We start from the raw sequence: 18,552 nt of genomic DNA, 5'->3' as shown, positions 1-18,552 counted from the left end.
TAAATTTTATGTAACATTTTCAACAGTCTGAATACTAATGTATTGTTGTGATAGTAAACAAACTTTTATAAATAATTAAAAACTATCAACAATGAAAACAATATATTTGTATAACTAACTAAATTAAAAAAATGGAAGAACAAGCAAACAGTAAAAGTCTTATTATAAATTATGGTGTTATTTTAGCAGTCGCTGGTATATTACTAAGTGTTATTACCTATGTAATGGGTGCACACCTAAAACCTCATTGGTCTGTTTCTGTTATATCTATAGCATTAACTATTGCTTTTGTAGTATTTGGAATAAAAAAATACAAAGAAATTAATAATGGTTTTATCTCTTGGGGACAAGGTGTTAAAATTGGTGTTGGTATCTGTATTCTTTCTGCATTAATAACTGCAATTTATCAATATATTTTTATGACTGTTATAGAGCCAGACTTTATGCTGCAAGCTATGGAAATTCAAAATCAAGCATATTTAGATGCTGGTATGACAGAAGAACAAATTGAAGGAGCTAATGAAATAGCTCAGAAATTTCAATCTCCTGGTATTATTGCTGCTGTTTCAATTATTGGTGCTGCAATTTTAGGTTTTATTATTTCTGCAATAGCTTCTGCTGTTATGAAAAAAACTGAAGAAGAAACATACTAAATTTTAATATTAAAGGTTTAATATCAATTAAACTTTGAATGATACATATTGAATAGAACAAACATGGATATTTCGGTAGTAATACCACTTCTTAACGAAGATGAATCTTTACAAGAATTATACGATTGGATTGCAAAAGTGATGCAATCCAATCGTTATTTTTATGAAGTTATTTTTATAGATGATGGTAGTACAGACAATTCTTGGAATGTAATTGAAAAACTATCCGCTGCACATACCGAGGTAAAAGGAATACAATTTCAAAAAAATTACGGAAAATCTCAAGCATTAGATGCTGGTTTTGAAATTGCAAAAGGTGACGTGGTTATTACCATGGACGCTGATTTACAAGACAACCCAGATGAAATTCCTGAATTGTATGATTTAATTATTAGGGAAGATTTCGACCTAATTTCTGGCTGGAAAAAGAAACGTTATGACAACGTAATCACTAAAAACATCCCTTCAAAATTATTTAACGCTGCTGCCAGAAAAACATCTGGTTTAAAATTAAACGACTTTAACTGCGGATTAAAAGCCTACAAAAACGAGGTGATAAAAGCTGTAAAAGTAAGCGGAGAAATGCACAGATACATTCCCGTTTTAGCTAAAAACGAAGGATATACCAAAATAGGAGAAAAAGTAGTACAACACCAAGCAAGAAAATACGGAGAAACTAAATTTGGAATGGACCGTTTTGTAAATGGTTTTTTAGATTTAATTACCATTTCTTTTTTATCAAAATTCGGTAAAAGACCCATGCACATTTTTGGTCTTTGGGGTACTTTAATGTTCTTATTTGGAACAACATCTGCTTTTTACATTGGTGCTTATAAACTTTACAACGTTTTTAACGGCATTAAAACAATTTTAATTACAAATAATCCTTGGTTTTATATAGCCCTAACCTCTATGGTATTAGGAACGCTATTATTTTTAGCAGGATTTATTGGAGAACTCATTATAAAAACAAAAAGTAACGAAAAACACTATACAATTAAAGAAAAACTCAATTTCTAAATAGTATATTTGTTTTCAACTAAGTAATACAAACTATAAACGATGAATAATATTTTAGACAAAGCAAAGCAATGGTTAACAGCTACTTTTGATGCTGAAACTCAAACTGAAATTCAAGAATTAATTACCAATAACCCGGATGCTTTAGCAGACAGATTCTATAAAGATATGGAGTTTGGTACTGGTGGAATGCGTGGTGTTATGGGAGCTGGAACTAACAGAATTAATAAATATACGTTAGGTAGAGCAACACAAGGTTTGTCTAATTACTTAATAGAAAACGTAAAAAAAGAACAATTAAGCGTAGTAATAGCGTATGATTGTAGACATAACAGTAAAAAGTTTGCTAAAATAGTAGCAGATGTTTTATCTGCAAATAATATAAAAGTATTTCTTTTTGAAGATTTACGTGCAACTCCAGAATTGTCTTTTGCAGTGCGTCATTTAGGTTGCGATGCTGGTATTGTTTTAACTGCTTCTCACAACCCACCAGAATACAACGGTTACAAGGTATATTGGGCAGATGGCGGACAAATTGTTCCTCCGCATGATGGTGGAATTATTGGTAATGTAAATGCCTTAGATTTTTCTGAAATTAAATTTGATGCAAACGAAAGTTTAATTGAAGTAATTGGTAAAGAAGTAGATGCTGCTTTTATTGATGCTTCTGTAAAAAACGGAACTTTATCTGATAAAATTGATCGTAAAAATTTAAAAATTGTTTTTACTTCTTTACACGGAACTTCTATTGTTTCTGTACCAGATGCATTAGCAAAAGCAGGCTACACAGATGTTCACATTGTTGAAGAACAAAGAGAACCAGATGGAGATTTCCCAACTGTAAAATCTCCAAATCCAGAAGAGCCAGAAGCTTTAAAAATGGCTACGGAATTAGCAAACAAAATTGGTGCTGATATTGTGATTGGTACAGACCCAGATTGCGATAGATTAGGTGTAGCTATTAGAGATCTAGACGGAAACATGAAATTAATGAATGGGAACCAAACCATGGTTGTTATGACTGAATTCTTGTTAAAGAAGTGGAAAGAAGAAGGAAAAATAAACGGAAAACAATTTGTTGGTTCTACGATTGTTTCTACCGAATTAGTAAATGATGTTGCTGCTAGTTATGGTGTAGAAACCAAAGTTGGTTTAACTGGTTTTAAATGGATAGCCAAAATGGTTAGAGATTTCCCAGAATTAGATTTTATTGGTGGTGGTGAAGAAAGTTTTGGTTATATGGTTGGTGGTTTTGTAAGAGATAAAGATGCGGTTACTGCAACACTATTAGCTTGTGAAGTTGCTGCATACGCAAAACAAAACGGAAGTTCTTTTTATGAAGAATTATTAGCAATCTATGTTAAAAACAACTTTTATAAAGAACATTTAATTTCTATTACTAAAAAAGGAATGGATGGTGCTGCAGAAATTCAACAAATGTTGAGTGACATGCGTAACAATCCTATTACAGAAATTGACGGAGAGCAAATAGAATCTCTTTGTGATTACGACGCATCAACAAAAAAGAACTTAATTACTGGTGAAGTAACAAATATAGACTTACCAAAATCTAATGTTTTAATTTATCAAACAGAATCTGGTACAAGAATTGCTGCAAGACCAAGTGGTACAGAACCAAAGATTAAGTTTTACTTTAGTGTAAATACATCTATAGATACTAAAGAAAACGCTACTTCTGTAGAAGCTGCTTTAGATGCAAAAATTCAAAGAATTATTAAAGAAATGAAATTAAATTAATGGGCTATTTTAAGGACATTTTAAAATATGAGAAAAAGTATCGAAAATTTACTATTCTAAATATTCTATTCAATATACTTTACGCAATTTTTAATGTGCTTTCTGTATTGGCGTTTATTCCTGTTTTAGGAATTCTATTTGGTACAGATAAAAAAGTAACTCTGAAACCAACCTACGAAGGAATTACTAAAATTGGTGATTTTTTAAAAGATAGTTTTTATCATTTTATATCTAATTATATAGAGACAGAAGGCAATATAAAAACACTTGTTTTTATTTGCCTTTTGGCTATTACACTCTTTTTTTTAAAAAACTTATTTAGATATTTAGCATCTTATGTAATCACCTTTTTAAGAACCGGAATTGTAAAAGATTTAAGAGATAACTTATATCATAAAATTGTAGAATTACCAATCGCCTACTTTTCAGAAAAAAGAAAAGGAGACATCATTGCACGTATGACTTCGGATGTACAAGAAGTAGAAAACTCTATTTTAACGTCTATAGAAACTATTGTTAGAGAACCTTTAACAGTAATTATTGCCATTTCCATCATGCTCTTTATGAGCTTTAAATTAACCCTTTTTGTATTTATCTTATTACCCGTTTCTGGATTTATAATTTCATCTATTAGTAAAAAATTAAAAGCAAATTCAGTTAAAGCACAAAAAGAAACCGGTAATTTTTTATCATTTATAGAAGAAACCTTAACTGGTTTAAGAATTATTAAAGGCTTTAATGCAGAAAATGTAATTGCTAAAAAGTTTAATAATTCTACACTTAACTTTAAACAGTTAATGACAAGCGTAATTCACAGACAAACATTGGCATCTCCAATGAGTGAATTTTTAGGTTCTGCTACGATTATTGCCATTCTTTGGTATGGAGGAACGGAAGTTTTATCTAACACAAGTTCTTTAAAACCTGATGAGTTTCTAGGTTATATTGTACTTTTTTACACGGTTTTAAATCCTATAAAATTAATTACAACCACATTTTATAACATTCAAAAAGGAGAAGCTTCTGCAGAAAGAATTATGACGGTCTTAAATACAGAAAACAGTATTAAAGACAAACCAAACGCACTTATTAAACAAGATTTTACTAATAAAATAGAATTTAAAAACATCTCTTTTAAATATAAGAATGATTATGTTTTAAAAGATTTCTCCTTAACTATTAATAAAGGAGAAACTGTAGCTTTAGTTGGGCAATCTGGAAGTGGTAAATCTACCTTAGCTAATTTAATTACTCGTTTTTATGATGTAAATAAAGGTGATGTACTTATTGATGACAACAATATAAAAGACATCACTAAAAAATCTTTAAGAGATTTAATGGGCATTGTTTCTCAAGATTCAATTCTTTTTAACGATACGATTGCAAATAACATTAAATTAGGAACGCAACAAGCAACGGATGAAGCTATTTTAGAAGCTGCAAAAATTGCGAATGCAGATGAGTTTATACAAAATTTACCAGAAAAATACAATACAAATATTGGAGATAGTGGAAACACACTTTCTGGCGGACAAAAACAACGTTTGTCTATTGCAAGAGCTGTTTTAAAGAATCCACCAATTATGATTTTAGATGAGGCGACTTCTGCCCTAGACACAGAATCTGAACAATTGGTGCAACTTGCTTTAGAAAAAATGATGCAAAACAGAACTTCTTTAGTAATTGCGCATAGATTGTCTACCATTCAAAAAGCAGATAAAATTGTAGTATTGCAAAAAGGAAAGATTGTAGAGCAAGGAAAACACGAAGAATTGCTTGCTAAAAAAGGGGAATATTTTAAGCTGGTTACCATGCAGAGTTTAAGTTAATTATAACCAGGAATGGATAAAATAGTAGTAAGTTGTTTTTACCTAATTGAGCCTAAACCTGGTAGGTCTCACAAATTATATAAATTATGGTTCCAAAATTTAATTTCAAACTTAAACACTAAAATAATTATTTTTACTGATAATAAATCAAAAGAATTTTTAGACACAAATAATAAAAATATTATATATCAAATCTTGCCTTTTGAAGAGCTATATTATTATAAAAAATATGGTTTAGATTTTTGGGAAAATCAACAAAAAAAAGACCCAAACTTAAATCGAAAATGGCAGCTAAGTGTTTTATATAATGAAAAATGTCGTTTTATTGAAAAAGCAATGCAACTTTATCAAAAAACAGAATGGTTTATTTGGTGTGATGCGGGGTGTTTTAGGAAAAAAATTGAGATCAGTTTCCCTGTTATTTCTCATCTGAATTCATCAAGAATGACTTTGTTGCTAATAAAAAAATTCACAAATAAAGAACTAGATACTAACTATATATTTCATTCTGAACAACAAGTGAGATTAGGTGGTGGAGTTCAGATCGCTACTAAAAAAGTATGGCTAAAATGGATATTTTTATATGATCAAGTTTTTAAAGAATACGCAAAAAAATCCTCTGTAAATTGTGACCAAGGTTTATTGGCTACTGTTGCAATTAAAAATAATGAATTGGTTGATTTAATAAAATCAAAAAAAACCAAAATAACAAAAGATAAATGGTTCTATCTTTTAGAATATTGTTCTAGTTCTTTTCTTGTAAAAAAGAAAAAAAAATGGAAATTTTGGAACTTTTTATAATCCTAATTTCTTTCCTTTTTCAATCATAAAATCATAAGAAGCTTTGTGTTCGTTGGGTATTTCCCCTTCTAGAATAGCTTCTTTTATTGCTTCCTTAATTTGACCTATTTCCCTGCAAGGCTTTAAATTAAAAGCTTCCATAATTTCTTCCCCTGTAACAGGAGGCTGAAAATTACGAACACTATCTCTTTCCTCTACTTCTTTTATTTTTATTCTTACCAACTCAAAATTCTGGTGATAACGCTTAAATTTCTTCGGATTTTTGGTTGTAATATCCGCCTCACATAGCGTCATTAAAGAATTGATATCATCCCCAGCATCAAAAACCAAACGCCTTACGGCAGAATCTGTAACTTCAGTAGCCAAAACAATAGGTCTAGAACTTAGCATAACCATTTTCTGAACAAATTTCATTTTGTTATTCATAGGCATTTTTAAGCGCTTGAATAACTTATACACCATTTTAGAACCTACAAACTCGTGAGCATGAAAAGTCCAACCTACTTTTTTACTAAATTTTTTAGTTGGTGCTTTTCCAATGTCGTGTAATAAAGCAGCCCATCTTAACCAAACATCTTCTGTATTTTCAGAAATATTATCTACCACTTCTAAGGTATGATAAAAATTATCTTTATGTTTCTGTCCTTCTACTTCCTCTACTCCTTTTAGTGCTAGTAATTCTGGCAAAATTTGCTTTAACAAACCCGTTTTTTCCAACAATAAAAAACCAATAGAAGGTATTGGCGATGACAAAATTTTATTTAGTTCATCTACAATTCTTTCTCGAGTAATAATTTTTAATCGATATGCATTTCTAGAAATTGCATCTAAAGATTCAGTATCAATATTAAAATTTAACTGCGTAGTAAAACGTATGGCACGCATCATTCTTAAAGGATCATCAGAATAGGTTATATCAGGATTTAAGGGTGTTTTAATTACCTTACTTTTCAAGTCCTCTATTCCATTAAAAGGGTCTAATAAAGCGCCAAAATTATCTTCATTTAAACTTAAAGCCAAGGCATTAATCGTTAAATCTCTTCTATTTTGGTCATCTTGTAAACTACCTTCTGTAACATCTGGGTTTCTACTATCTTCAGAATAAGATTCTTTTCTAGCACCCACAAACTCTATTTCTATATCGTTATAACGTAACATTGCAGTTCCGTAGGTCTTAAAAACCTGTACTTTTGGTTTATTTGGCAATAGTTTAGAAACTTTTTGAGCCAACTCAATTCCATTACCAATTGCTACCACATCAATATCTTTAGAGTTTCCTCTTTTTAAGAAAAAATCACGTACATAGCCGCCAATTACATAACTTTCTATTTGTAACTCTTTGGATGCTTTGGATATAACATTAAATATTTCTGAGGAAATTGCTTCTTTGAAGAATTGCTTTTGCATGAATTTACGCTCTTAAAGTTCGAATATAATTTCACAATCTTTAAGTGATTGGTCATTTTACATTCTTGTTAATTTAAGGCAAATTTACTATATAAAACATGCTATGCAAAAAAATGAATTACTTTTTCTTAAAATGATTTTTAAAGTAATTATTACAGATACAATAACCAAAACAGCAAACCAGCCGTTAAAAATTCTTACCAAAAAGTATCTGACAGAAAAATGCTACTACAACTTTGTTAAATCATAGTATTAAACCTATAGTTATAAAATGATAAGAGGATTCTAGATTTCTTTAAATATTGAAATGAAGTTTATAACTGTGTATTCGAAAAATAGTATCTTTGTAGCTCTATATAATACCTATGTTTCAAAAAATTCCGAGTTATATAAAATACATTTTCACAAATGTATTTTTTCTATTTATTTTCGCACTACTTTTTAGAGGAATCTTCTACCTTCTTTTTATACAGTTAGAAGATCTTGATCCATTAAAATTACAAAAAGCTATTTCCTTAGGCATACGTTTTGATATAAAACTTGCCGTTATTGCATTTTTTCCACTAGCAATATTAGTTCTAATTACTAATTTTCGTTTTTTTAAAAACAAAATTTATAAAAAGATAGCATCCATATATATCGTTTTAATTTACTTGACTTTAACGTTATTTTACCTGTTCGACCTTGGGTATTATGAGTATTTAGCAATAAGACTAGATGCTTCTTCTCTTCGGTTTTTAGGTAACTTAAAAATCTCTACTCAAGTTTTAGTTGAAAGTTATCCTATTTACAAAGGGCTTATAGGGCTATTAATTTTATGTTTTATCATCTATAAATATGCCAATTTTGTTTATAATTTATTTTCAAAAGCACATCAAGAAATAACAAAAAAAGTAAAAGCTGTAATTATTATCCTAACCGTACTCGTTTTATCTTTTGGTATCTATAACAGTATCACCCATTATCCTTTGCGCTGGAGTGAGGCTTTTTTCTCTAAAAACACCATTGTAAACCAATTTGCTTTAAACCCTGTTTTATATTTCTTTGATAGTTTTTCATTTAGAAGTGAAGGGGTAGATGTTGAGAAGTTTAAAACCTATTATCCGGTAATAGCTAAAGAGTTAAACCTTCCTTTAGATACTATTAATTTTGAGCAAAAAATAACTTTTAAAAACCCTTATAAAGAAAATCCAAACATTATTTTTGTGATGTTAGAATCTGTAGGAACTGCAACTATGGGAATCTATGGAAACCCACTTAATTGTACCCCAAAAATGGATTCAATTATTAAAAAGAGTATAAGTTTCCCAAAATTTTATGTTCATAAACCGGGTACTGCTGGAAGCGTTTTTGCAAGCATTACTGGCTTACCAGATATTGAAGATGTTAAAACAGCTTCAAGAAACCCTATGATTATTGATCAACGAATTATATTTGATCAATTTAAAGGATATGAAAAATCATATTTTCTAGGAGGTTCTGCTAATTGGGCAAATATTCGAGGTGTTTTTCAATCAAACATAAAAGGATTAAAAATTTATGAAGAAGGTAGTTTTGATGATGTAAAAAGAGCTGATGTTTGGGGAATCGATGATTACGATTTATTTAAGCAAGCAGATAAAAGGTTAAAAAAACTACATGATAGCGGTAAACCTTTTGTTACTTATATTCAAACAGCAACAAACCACATGCCTTATACTGTACCAGATAAAAAAGAAAGTTTTAAACCTATTTTAGAAAATGAAATTAACGAAAAAACTTTACTTAAAGGAGGTTTTAGATCTTTAGGTCAACTAAATGGAATTCGTTATTTAGACTTTAATGTGGCTCGTTTTTTAGACAGAGCAAAAGAATCTGGTTATTATGACAATTCTATTTTTGTTTTTTTTGGAGATCACAGAGCAGGAATGAAAAAACTAAATTTCTTAAAAGATAATGAAGATGATTTAGGGATTCAGGTACATCATACAACATGTTTTATAAACGCTCCTAAATATATAAAACCACAAGAAATAAATAAGTATGCAAAATTAATAGATATTTTTCCAACAGCTACAAGTTTGGCTAAAATAGATTACACAAATTATACTTTAGGAAGAGATTTATTAGATAGCACTAGAACAAATACTGCTGCTTTTATACACACACAAAGTAAAGGTGAAAAAGCTGTAGGCCTTATAAAAAATGGTTATTACTATGAGAAAACAAACATCTCTAAAAAATCTGGTTTATATAGTTTACAAGGAAACTCTGTTAAAGATATTAAGCTTAGTAACCCAATTATAACCCAACAGATGGACAGCCTTTTATCTGCCTATTATCATTCTACAAAGTATTTATATTTTAACAACAAGAAACTAAATAAATAATAATAATAGTTCACAAAATAAAAGTTTATTTTTTCAACATTTTAAAACTTAAAATTGATAAAAGAAAATTGCTATAACATTCGTACTTTTGTTTATAAACGTTTTTTATCTCAAACTTAAAAAGAAGCATGATAGTTGTAAGAATACTTGGAGGGTTAGGAAATCAAATGTTTCAATATGCGTATGCTCGAGCATTATCTCTTAATGGTTATAACGTAAAACTAGATCTTTCAAAGATAAAAAAATATAAGCTACACGGTGGTTATCAGCTAGATAAATACAATATTAATTTAGAAGAAGCTGATTCTTTTTCAATTCTTTTAGCTAAAATAAGATTAAGAGGAAATAAAAAGGAAAAAAGTTTATTGTTTGATAATAATTTAAAATTATTAAATGGAAATGAATATTTGAAAGGATACTTTCAAACTGAAAAATATTTTAAAGAAATAAGAAATACATTATTAACCGAATTTGTTATTAAACAAAAGGCATCAAAAGAAATGCTAAGTATAACTAAACAAATTGAAGCCGCAAAAAACAGTTGCTCTCTTCATATTAGAAGAGGAGATTATATATCCGATAAAAAAGCAAATAGTGTTCATGGAACCTGCAATTTAGAATATTATAAAAAAGCAATAAAAGTTATAAGTAATAAATACTCAAATGTTACTTTCTTTGTTTTTTCTGATGATATTCGTTGGACAAAAGAAAACTTATTAATAGAAAATGCTACCTATATTGACATTAAATCTATTCCGCATGAAGATATGTATTTAATGAGTTTATGTAATCATAATATTACCGCAAATAGTAGTTTTTCTTGGTGGGGAGCTTGGTTAAATAAAAATAAAACTAAAACTGTTATCGCTCCTAACCAATGGTATATTGATAAAGAAAATGAAATTGCCTGCTTAAATTGGATAAAACTATGAAGACTTTTAAAGTATATTATATTAATTTAGATAAAAGTCTTGAAAGGAGGAATTTTATGGAAAATCAGTTTCAAAAACTGAACATTCCGCTTAAAAGAATGCCTGCTGTTTATGGTAAAGAATTACCTCAAAAATTTTTAAAGGAAGCAAAAAATCAGCATAAAATTCTTACACATTTCCCAAATTTAAATGATGGTGAAATTGGTTTGACAAAAACCTATTTCGATTTATGGAAAATTATAGCCAAACAAGAAGAAGAATTTTCCATTGTTTTAGAGGACGATGCCTTATTAACTCCTCACTTTTTTAAAGATTTACAAAGTTTACTAGATCTAATTACAACAAACGATTTCGTTGATATTGCTGGTAGAAAAGGGTTTTCTTTATTAGAAAAAAATGAACATTTATCAAAATTTTTAATCCCTTCACTGCAAACTACCGGACAAATTATAGGTAAAGAAGCCGCAAAAACACTAGCTCAAAACCTAACTTCCTATTATGCGCCCATAGATGTTTTAAAACAAGATGTTTTTAAACACAAGGTAAGTATTTATACTACCAATAAAAATTATGTAACTAGCAATGATAAGAATGTTGGAGGAACTACAATTCAGCAGAAAAGTATGCCTAAATTTAAAAAAGTATTAAGAGAAGTTTTAAGACCTTTATGGCAACTATTAACTTTACTGACTTACAAAAGTTATAGAGCTATTAATAACTATTCCTTTTATAAAAACAATTAGCTTTCTTTAATCTCTTTATTTAGTAACCATAGTTTAATATATCTCGTAAAGACAGAATATGCCAAAATTTTAGCTAAAATTAAGCCTGCTAATCCGTCTAAAAAGCCCAAACGAATTACATAATGAATAAAAAACCTAGCCGCTGGTTTAATTAATAAATGAAACGCAGTTACCTTTTTCCCATTGGTATGAAGTTGCTTCGCTTTTAAAGAAGAATAATGATTTATTTTCGAGATAAAATGGTCATAACTTCTATATCCAAAATGATCTATTTTATTTTTTAAAAAACCTAGTTTACCATTTGCTAAAATAGTTTCATGGACAACTCCAGAATAGCTACAGTGCTCTTTTAAAAATAAACGGACTACCTTATCTCCTTGCCAACCGCAGTAATTTATTTTTTGTTTTGCAAAATAAAAAGTTCTTCTTACATAGAAACCCACAAAATCATTCGGTTTTTTAACTGCCTCTAAAATTTCTTTTTCTACTTCTGGAGTAACTCTTTCATCTGCATCTAAAATATAAATCCAGCTATGTGTTGCTTGGTCAATTGCAAAGTTCTTTTGAGAAGAAAAATCATCAAACTTTCGCTTGATGATTTTTACATGTAACTTTTCAGCTATTTCAATTGTTTTATCTGTACTATAAGAATCTATAATAATAATTTCATCTGCAAAACTTACTGATTTAATAGCATCAGTAATATGAAATTCTTCATTTAAAGTAGGAATAATTGCTGTAATTTTTGTCATAGTAACCTAATTTCTTAAACTGCTACATCATATTCACGTAACGCATCGTTTAAAGAAGTCTTTTTATTTGTACTTTCTTTTCTTTTTCCAATAATTAATGCACAAGGTACATTGAACTCTCCTGCAGGAAATTTCTTAGTATAACTCCCTGGAATCACTACAGAACGTGCAGGCACTACTCCTTTAGTTTCAACAGGTACATCACCAGTAACATCAATAATTTTAGTACTCATTGTTAATACAACATTTGCACCTAAAACCGCTTCTTTTTCTACTCTTACACCTTCTACAACAATACATCTAGAACCAATAAAAACGCCGTCTTCTATAATTACAGGTGCTGCTTGTAATGGTTCTAAAACACCACCAATACCTACTCCACCAGAAAGGTGAACATTTTTACCAATTTGTGCACAAGAACCAACTGTAGCCCAAGTATCTACCATAGTACCTTCATCTACATACGCACCAATATTTACATAACTTGGCATTAAAATAGTACCTGGTGAAAGGTAAGATCCTTTACGAGCAGATGCTCCAGGAACCACACGAACTCCTTGTGCCGCATAATCTGTTTTTAAAGGCATTTTATCGTGGTATTCGAAAATACCTGCTTCTAAAGTTTCCATTTTCTGAATAGGGAAATATAAAACTACTGCTTTTTTTACCCACTCATTTACTTGCCATCCACCATCAACAGGCTCTGCAACTCTTAATTCTCCTTTATCTAATAAATCAACAACTTTTCTAATTGTGTTAATTGTATTTTCTTCTTTTAACAACTCGCGGTTATCCCAAGCTGACTCTATGATTTTTCTAATTTCTTTCATCGTAATATGTATATTTGCGCAAATATAAATCTATCCACAAAAACGTGGACGAATATACGTTTTTTAAACAGATTATTACATCTTGTTTAAAATACAATTATCTTTTATCTTCAATAAAAGCTCTAAGACCGCTTTCTTTTTAGAATTAAGAACTAAGACGATATTGTAACTAACTGAAAAACAAATGTGAGTGATAACAAATGATTTTTAAAATGAAAAGAAGTAGATTTAAATTATACCCTTTTAATTTTATAAAGTCGTAAAACAATTAAAACTCAAAAATGTCTTCCAGAACTTGTCGAAGAATATTCAATTGATAAAAAAAAGTGTTAGAAAAAGCTTGTACTTTGCAATGTTTAAATACTCAAACTGACAAAATTGTTAGTTTATTACGGATTAGTTAGAAACTAAAACACCAACTATTATTACGACTTTAACTGATAAAATTGGTGTTAATTCTTGCCTTTCGATAAATATTAAGAAAAAAAACGTTAACTAATTGATAATATTTCAATTAAACAGTAGTTATTATATTATAACTTTTATTTTTGCAAAAAACATTTAATTTGGGTAAAATTCTCGCCATCGATTTTGGCAAAAAAAGAACAGGTATTGCAGTTACAGACGAACTGCAAATTATTGCCTCTGGTTTAACTACGGTAAATACAGATGATTTAATTCCATTTCTAAAAAAATATATTTCAGAGAATCAGGTAGAACTTTTTATCGTAGGAAAACCGAAACAGATGAATAATTCCGACAGTGAAAGCGAAGCATTGATACTACCCTTTCTAAAAAAATTAGAAAAACAAATACCTCAAATTCCATTGTTAAGAATTGACGAACGTTTTACCTCTAAAATGGCTTTTCAAACGATGATTGATGGTGGCTTAAATAAAAAGCAACGCAGAAACAAGGCTTTAGTTGATGAAATTAGCGCTACCATAATTTTACAGTCTTATTTATACAATAAGTAATAAAATGCATAGTTTTTAGATTGATCACAAAGGTTACGCTATTAATTAAGCAACCGTTACTATTCTGCTTTTCATCCGAAGAATGAGAAACTCACTTTTAAATAATAAGTTCTTTTTAGATGCTTTTATCTTATTCTAAAAAAGACAAAACTGTTAAAAAAACTAAACTTCAAAAAAAAATAAAATCCAATTTCAAAAAATTCGTAATTCGTAATTGTAAATTGTATTTTTGCCAATCTTAAAAATAAAGAAATGATATTACCAATTATTGCTTACGGAGATCCTGTTTTACGAAAAATGGCCGTAGAAATTGATGCCGATTATCCTAATTTAGAAAAATTGATTTCTAATATGAAAGAAACCATGTACAACGCTTCTGGTGTTGGTTTGGCAGCTCCTCAAATTGGTAAAGCAATTCGTTTATTTATTATTGATGCATCTCCTTTTGCAGAAGATGAAGATTTATCTGAAAAAGACAGAGAAGCTTTAAAAAACTTCAATAAAGTATTTATAAATGCTAAAATATTGAAAGAAGAAGGTGATGAATGGGCTTTTAACGAAGGTTGTTTAAGTATTCCAGATGTTAGAGAAGACGTTTTTCGTCAGCCAGAAATTACTATTGAATATCAAGATGAAGATTTTAAACCCCATACAGAAACCTTAGATGGTTTGGCTGCTAGAGTTTTTCAGCACGAGTACGATCATATAGATGGCGTTTTATTTACAGATAAACTATCTACTCTTAAAAAAAGATTGATAAAAAAGAAATTAGAAAATATTTCTAAAGGGAAAATTAATGCAGATTATAGAATGCGTTTCCCAAATGCTAAAAAAGGTAAATAACAAAAACCATGTTTTTTTCTAGTCCAATCAAAAAATTTTCATTTTTGATTTAAGAACACATTTGTCTGCTCTAGAAATAACATATAATAAAATATACAAAAATGGAATTTAACAAAATTATTGCCGTAACTGGTAAACCTGGATTATTTCAAGTAATCTCACAATCTAAAAATGCAGTAATCGCAGAATCTTTAGTAGAAAAAAAACGTGTGGCAATTAATGCTGCTCAAAACGTTAGCTTGTTAGAAAACATAGCAATTTACACGTATGAAGAAGACGTACCTTTATTAAACATTTTTACTTCTATGTATGAAAAAACAGAAGGTAAAGAAGCGTTATCTCATAAAGAAAGTAGTAAAAATTTAACTGCTTTTTTCTCTGAGGTTTTACCTGGTTATGATGAAGAAAGAGTGTATGCTTCTAACATTAAAAAAGTAATTCAGTGGTTTAATATGTTAGTAAAAGCAGGTATGGAGTTCCCTAAAGTAGAAGAAGTTGCTGCTGAAGAAACGGAAAAGGAGTAAACAGTATTCAGTCTCAGTTTTCAGTTAGCCTGTTTGTAGTATTAGCCATTAGAAACTAAATAATATAACGTCTGTGGTTTCAAAATGAGCTTTTTTAAGAGATTGAGAAATCTCATAAACAGATTAGATATACTAAAAACTGAACATAATATTCAACTTAGAAACTGAAAAAAAGTAAGCAGTATTCAGTCTCAGTTTTCAGTGAGGAAGTTTGTGGTATTTAATACTAAAAATAATATAACAATTGTCATTCCGAACGAAGAATGAGCAGGAATCTCTTTTAGATTTCTCAATAGTTTATCAACTCGTTTCGAAATAACACTTTAATAAAACATCATTTTGAATAGCAGAAAAGAACAATTAGCCGCTTTTAATAGATTGTTAGATATTATGGATGATCTTCGTGAGAAGTGTCCGTGGGATAAAAAACAAACTTTAGAAAGTTTACGTCATCTTACTATTGAAGAAACGTATGAATTGGCAGATGCTATTTTAGAAAACGATTTACCAGAAATAAAAAAAGAATTAGGCGATGTGCTACTGCACATCGTCTTTTATGCTAAAATAGGAAGCGAACAAAAAGCTTTTGACATTGGTGATGTTGCTAATGCTATTTGCGACAAATTAATACACAGACATCCTCATATTTATGGTGACGTTGTTGCCGAAACGGAAGAAGATGTAAAACGTAATTGGGAACAATTAAAACTAAAGGAAGGAAACACATCTGTTTTAGGAGGTGTTCCTAAAAGTTTACCTGCTGTTGTAAAAGCAAGTAGAATTCAAGAAAAAGTAAAAGGAGTTGGTTTCGATTGGGAAAAACCTGAACAAGTTTGGGAAAAAGTACAAGAAGAACTCACTGAATTAAATGAAGAAGTAAAAGCAGGAAATAAAGAAAATACCGAAAAAGAATTTGGTGATGTTTTATTTTCTATGATTAACTACGCTCGTTTTATTGGTGTAAACCCAGAAAATGCTTTAGAAAAAACCAATAAGAAATTTATCAATCGTTTTCAGTTTCTAGAACAAGAAGCTAAAAAAGAAGGAAAAGAACTTGCAGATATGTCCTTAACTGAAATGGATGTCTATTGGGAAAAATCTAAAGAGTTTTTTAGGTAGTAAACTCTAAATCTTTATTTTAAAACAGAAGTTCATAAGACATATTCTTGTCTAACATTAAACTTTTAAAATTTGGCTAAAGCCAATATTCATCTCATTAATTTTAGCACAGGCTGAAGCCTATGCCAATTCAAAACAAAACAAATTTTATCTTTTTCAATTGCCTATGGATTTATCCATAGGTGAATAAAATTTATCACCACAATGGCTTTAGCCAAATTTATTTTTTCTTCGGATAAACTTGCGACTCTAAAAACCCTAATCCATATCCTAAAAACTGGGTTAAAGAAGTAAACATACTTAAAAAAGCAACGTACAAATCCCTATTCTGCACTAAAGAATCAAGGAATATTAACAAAAAATAAAATCCGTAAAAATAGAGCAATTGATTGTAGCCAAAGATGGCTAAAATAATACTTACGTCAATCCCTATAATAAACAAAGAAGGAAACCAATAGGTAGGTTTTGCTGTTTCTGGATATTTTTTATTCAGAATTGGTCTTGCAGTTCCGAAACCAAAAGTCTGTTTAAAAAATTGCTGAATAGTACTTCTTCTTTTATGATACACAAAAGCTTTTTCTATTAATTGTGTTTCACAACCGTTCTCCCAAAGTCGGAAGGTTAAATCGATATCTTCTCCATTTTTCATTTTAGAAAAACCTTGTGTTTTTTCGAATGCCTTTTTTGATAAACCTAAATTAAAACTTCTTGGTTGAAATTTACCAACCGCTTGTTTTTTACCCCGAATTCCGCCAGTAGTTAACACAGAAGTCATAGAATAATTTATGGCTTTTTGTAAGGATGTAAAGCTTTTATGTGCTGCATCTGGTCCTCCGAAAGCATCAGTAAAATTAGTCTCTAACGTTTTTTTTACTTCGGATAAATACTGTACTGGTACAATTACATCTGAATCTAAAATGATAAAATAATTACCTGAAGCATTTTGCATACCGAAATTACGGCTCGCTCCTGCTCCACTGTTTTCTTTAAAAAAGTATTTTAAATCTAATTCAGTTTTATACTTCTCAATAATTAAATTGCTTTTATCCGTAGAACCATCCTCTATAATTAAAACTTCAAAATTATCAGAAAAATCTTGTTTTGTAAGACTTTCTAACAACTCCTCTATTTCTTTAGGACGATTGTAAACTGGAATTATTAAAGAAAAATGTAGTATCAAATTATAAATATTTTCAACGTTGTAAATGTTAAACTAATTTAAAACGATCTTGTAAATGTAAAAAATTGAACGCTAATAACTCAAAAAAACAACAAAAAATAGACTCCTTTAGCTTAGTAAAATTGAAAATGCCATCAGTATAAAAACAAAACCACTAATTTTATTTAGCCATACATTAAAACTGGGGTTGCTCTGTAGTTTTTGAGAAAAAAGACTTGCAAAAAAAGACAATCCTAAATACCAAATTGTACCAATTAAGGCAAATGTTAAACCTAATAAAATAAAGGGTACTGGGTTTTCTATTTCTAATGGATTGATAAACTGCGGAAAGAAAGCCAAAAAGAATAATGCAACTTTCGGGTTTAACGTATTGGTTAAAAAGCCAGACCAAAAATCACTTTTACCTTTTTTTTGAGTCGTATTTTCATCACCCAAATCCATTACCTTCTTACTGTTTTTAAGCTTTAAAAAACCAACGGATACTAAATACAAAAAACCAACATATTTTATCACATCAAAAGCAAAATCAGATTTAGAAATTAACACAGTCAACCCCAAAGCACCTAAAAAAGTATGTGTTAATACACCTGCATTAATACCCAAAGCAGCATGTATTCCAGATTTTCTGCCCTGACCAATAGATTTGTTTAAAACAAATACGGTATCGATGCCCGGAGTAATCACAAAAAATAACGCACTAAACATAAAAGCTATAAAATTCTCTATTCCCATGATATTTTTATATTAAAATAAACTTGAATACAAAGGAACTATTTTGCAACCTCTAAAAAAATACTTATTTTTGGTTGATTAAT

17 protein-coding genes are annotated in these 18,552 nt (G+C 29.4%); 12 read left to right on the top strand and 5 right to left on the bottom strand.

Going from position 1 to position 18,552, the window contains the following annotated elements; all coding sequences use genetic code 11:
- The first annotated feature begins 131 nt into the window (after nucleotides 1–131).
- The 5 genes from GQS58_RS00445 (at nucleotide 132) to GQS58_RS00425 (ending at nucleotide 6,061) form a co-directional block, all read left to right on the top strand.
- On the top strand, nucleotides 132–653 hold the full coding sequence (locus GQS58_RS00445) for a DUF4199 domain-containing protein (RefSeq protein ID WP_166381788.1): 522 nt from the start codon (nucleotides 132–134) through the stop codon (nucleotides 651–653).
- 63 nt (nucleotides 654–716) lie between these two features.
- The gene (locus GQS58_RS00440; RefSeq protein WP_166381786.1) at nucleotides 717–1,673 is read left to right on the top strand and encodes a glycosyltransferase family 2 protein; all 957 of its coding nucleotides are present in this window, start codon (nucleotides 717–719) and stop codon (nucleotides 1,671–1,673) included.
- A gap of 42 nt (nucleotides 1,674–1,715) precedes the next feature.
- Entirely contained in the window at nucleotides 1,716–3,431 is a 1,716-nt protein-coding gene (locus tag GQS58_RS00435; protein WP_166381784.1) for a phospho-sugar mutase, read from the top strand.
- On the top strand, nucleotides 3,431–5,260 hold the full coding sequence (locus GQS58_RS00430) for an ABC transporter ATP-binding protein (protein ID WP_166381782.1): 1,830 nt from the start codon (nucleotides 3,431–3,433) through the stop codon (nucleotides 5,258–5,260). The genes GQS58_RS00435 and GQS58_RS00430 overlap by 1 nt, the downstream gene beginning before the upstream one ends.
- A gap of 12 nt (nucleotides 5,261–5,272) precedes the next feature.
- Nucleotides 5,273–6,061, top strand: a complete 789-nt coding sequence (locus tag GQS58_RS00425) for a WlaTC/HtrL family glycosyltransferase (protein WP_166381780.1) — start codon at nucleotides 5,273–5,275, stop codon at nucleotides 6,059–6,061.
- Here the strand turns inward: GQS58_RS00425 and GQS58_RS00420 are convergent.
- Complete coding sequence (locus tag GQS58_RS00420) at nucleotides 6,056–7,468, bottom strand: CCA tRNA nucleotidyltransferase (protein WP_166381778.1); 1,413 nt, start codon at nucleotides 7,466–7,468, stop codon at nucleotides 6,056–6,058. The genes GQS58_RS00425 and GQS58_RS00420 overlap by 6 nt on opposite strands.
- Before the next feature lie 653 nt (nucleotides 7,469–8,121).
- On the opposite strand from GQS58_RS00420, the gene GQS58_RS00415 reads away from it, so the two are divergent.
- From GQS58_RS00415 to GQS58_RS00405, 3 genes are all read left to right on the top strand, one after another.
- Nucleotides 8,122–9,837, top strand: a complete 1,716-nt coding sequence (locus tag GQS58_RS00415) for an LTA synthase family protein (RefSeq protein WP_240914535.1) — start codon at nucleotides 8,122–8,124, stop codon at nucleotides 9,835–9,837.
- Between the two features lie 128 nt (nucleotides 9,838–9,965).
- Nucleotides 9,966–10,769, top strand: a complete 804-nt coding sequence (locus GQS58_RS00410; protein WP_166381774.1) for an alpha-1,2-fucosyltransferase — start codon at nucleotides 9,966–9,968, stop codon at nucleotides 10,767–10,769.
- Nucleotides 10,766–11,512: a glycosyltransferase family 25 protein gene (locus GQS58_RS00405; protein ID WP_240914534.1), complete on the top strand. Its 747-nt coding sequence runs from the start codon at nucleotides 10,766–10,768 to the stop codon at nucleotides 11,510–11,512. The genes GQS58_RS00410 and GQS58_RS00405 overlap by 4 nt, the downstream gene beginning before the upstream one ends.
- Here GQS58_RS00405 and GQS58_RS00400 read toward each other — a convergent pair.
- Both GQS58_RS00400 and GQS58_RS00395 read right to left on the bottom strand, forming a co-directional pair.
- Complete coding sequence (locus GQS58_RS00400) at nucleotides 11,509–12,264, bottom strand: glycosyltransferase family 2 protein (RefSeq protein ID WP_166381771.1); 756 nt, start codon at nucleotides 12,262–12,264, stop codon at nucleotides 11,509–11,511. The two genes, GQS58_RS00405 and GQS58_RS00400, sit on opposite strands and share 4 nt — an antisense overlap.
- A 14-nt stretch (nucleotides 12,265–12,278) precedes the next feature.
- A complete protein-coding gene (locus GQS58_RS00395) occupies nucleotides 12,279–13,094 on the bottom strand; it encodes a 2,3,4,5-tetrahydropyridine-2,6-dicarboxylate N-succinyltransferase (protein WP_166381770.1) in 816 nt (271 codons plus the stop codon).
- Between the two features lie 566 nt (nucleotides 13,095–13,660).
- Here GQS58_RS00395 and ruvX point away from each other — a divergent pair.
- The 4 genes from ruvX (at nucleotide 13,661) to mazG (ending at nucleotide 16,557) form a co-directional block, all read left to right on the top strand.
- Nucleotides 13,661–14,071: a Holliday junction resolvase RuvX gene (ruvX, locus tag GQS58_RS00390; protein ID WP_166381768.1), complete on the top strand. Its 411-nt coding sequence runs from the start codon at nucleotides 13,661–13,663 to the stop codon at nucleotides 14,069–14,071.
- Between the two features lie 252 nt (nucleotides 14,072–14,323).
- The gene (def, locus tag GQS58_RS00385; RefSeq protein ID WP_166381766.1) at nucleotides 14,324–14,914 is read left to right on the top strand and encodes a peptide deformylase; all 591 of its coding nucleotides are present in this window, start codon (nucleotides 14,324–14,326) and stop codon (nucleotides 14,912–14,914) included.
- A gap of 101 nt (nucleotides 14,915–15,015) precedes the next feature.
- Nucleotides 15,016–15,438, top strand: a complete 423-nt coding sequence (locus GQS58_RS00380; protein ID WP_165730163.1) for a DUF5606 domain-containing protein — start codon at nucleotides 15,016–15,018, stop codon at nucleotides 15,436–15,438.
- Nucleotides 15,439–15,777: 339 nt separating this feature from the next.
- The gene (gene mazG, locus GQS58_RS00375; RefSeq protein WP_166381764.1) at nucleotides 15,778–16,557 is read left to right on the top strand and encodes a nucleoside triphosphate pyrophosphohydrolase; all 780 of its coding nucleotides are present in this window, start codon (nucleotides 15,778–15,780) and stop codon (nucleotides 16,555–16,557) included.
- 220 nt (nucleotides 16,558–16,777) lie between these two features.
- Here the strand turns inward: mazG and GQS58_RS00370 are convergent, their stop codons facing one another.
- On the bottom strand, nucleotides 16,778–17,737 hold the full coding sequence (locus GQS58_RS00370; protein ID WP_166381762.1) for a glycosyltransferase: 960 nt from the start codon (nucleotides 17,735–17,737) through the stop codon (nucleotides 16,778–16,780).
- A 108-nt stretch (nucleotides 17,738–17,845) separates the two neighbouring features.
- Nucleotides 17,846–18,469, bottom strand: a complete 624-nt coding sequence (locus GQS58_RS00365) for a LysE family translocator (RefSeq protein WP_166381760.1) — start codon at nucleotides 18,467–18,469, stop codon at nucleotides 17,846–17,848.
- Nucleotides 18,470–18,552: the final 83 nt, after the last annotated feature.

Origin of the sequence: Polaribacter sp. 11A2H, assembly GCF_011379025.1 — a bacterium.
Taxonomy (GTDB): Bacteria; Bacteroidota; Bacteroidia; order Flavobacteriales; family Flavobacteriaceae; genus Polaribacter.
Note: the sequence above shows the minus strand (reverse complement) of the source record. Positions and strands in the feature narration are given on the sequence as shown.

Coding starts and splice junctions, on each gene's coding strand:
- GQS58_RS00445 (WP_166381788.1), top strand. CDS start 132: ATGGAAGAACAAGCAAACAGTAAAAGTCTTATTATAAATTATGGTGTT.
- GQS58_RS00440 (WP_166381786.1), top strand. CDS start 717: ATGGATATTTCGGTAGTAATACCACTTCTTAACGAAGATGAATCTTTA.
- def (WP_166381766.1), top strand. CDS start 14,324: ATGATATTACCAATTATTGCTTACGGAGATCCTGTTTTACGAAAAATG.
- GQS58_RS00405 (WP_240914534.1), top strand. CDS start 10,766: ATGAAGACTTTTAAAGTATATTATATTAATTTAGATAAAAGTCTTGAA.
- GQS58_RS00380 (WP_165730163.1), top strand. CDS start 15,016: ATGGAATTTAACAAAATTATTGCCGTAACTGGTAAACCTGGATTATTT.
- GQS58_RS00410 (WP_166381774.1), top strand. CDS start 9,966: ATGATAGTTGTAAGAATACTTGGAGGGTTAGGAAATCAAATGTTTCAA.
- GQS58_RS00400 (WP_166381771.1), bottom strand. CDS start 12,264: ATGACAAAAATTACAGCAATTATTCCTACTTTAAATGAAGAATTTCAT.
- GQS58_RS00420 (WP_166381778.1), bottom strand. CDS start 7,468: ATGCAAAAGCAATTCTTCAAAGAAGCAATTTCCTCAGAAATATTTAAT.
- GQS58_RS00425 (WP_166381780.1), top strand. CDS start 5,273: ATGGATAAAATAGTAGTAAGTTGTTTTTACCTAATTGAGCCTAAACCT.
- GQS58_RS00395 (WP_166381770.1), bottom strand. CDS start 13,094: ATGAAAGAAATTAGAAAAATCATAGAGTCAGCTTGGGATAACCGCGAG.
- GQS58_RS00365 (WP_166381760.1), bottom strand. CDS start 18,469: ATGGGAATAGAGAATTTTATAGCTTTTATGTTTAGTGCGTTATTTTTT.
- GQS58_RS00430 (WP_166381782.1), top strand. CDS start 3,431: ATGGGCTATTTTAAGGACATTTTAAAATATGAGAAAAAGTATCGAAAA.
- GQS58_RS00435 (WP_166381784.1), top strand. CDS start 1,716: ATGAATAATATTTTAGACAAAGCAAAGCAATGGTTAACAGCTACTTTT.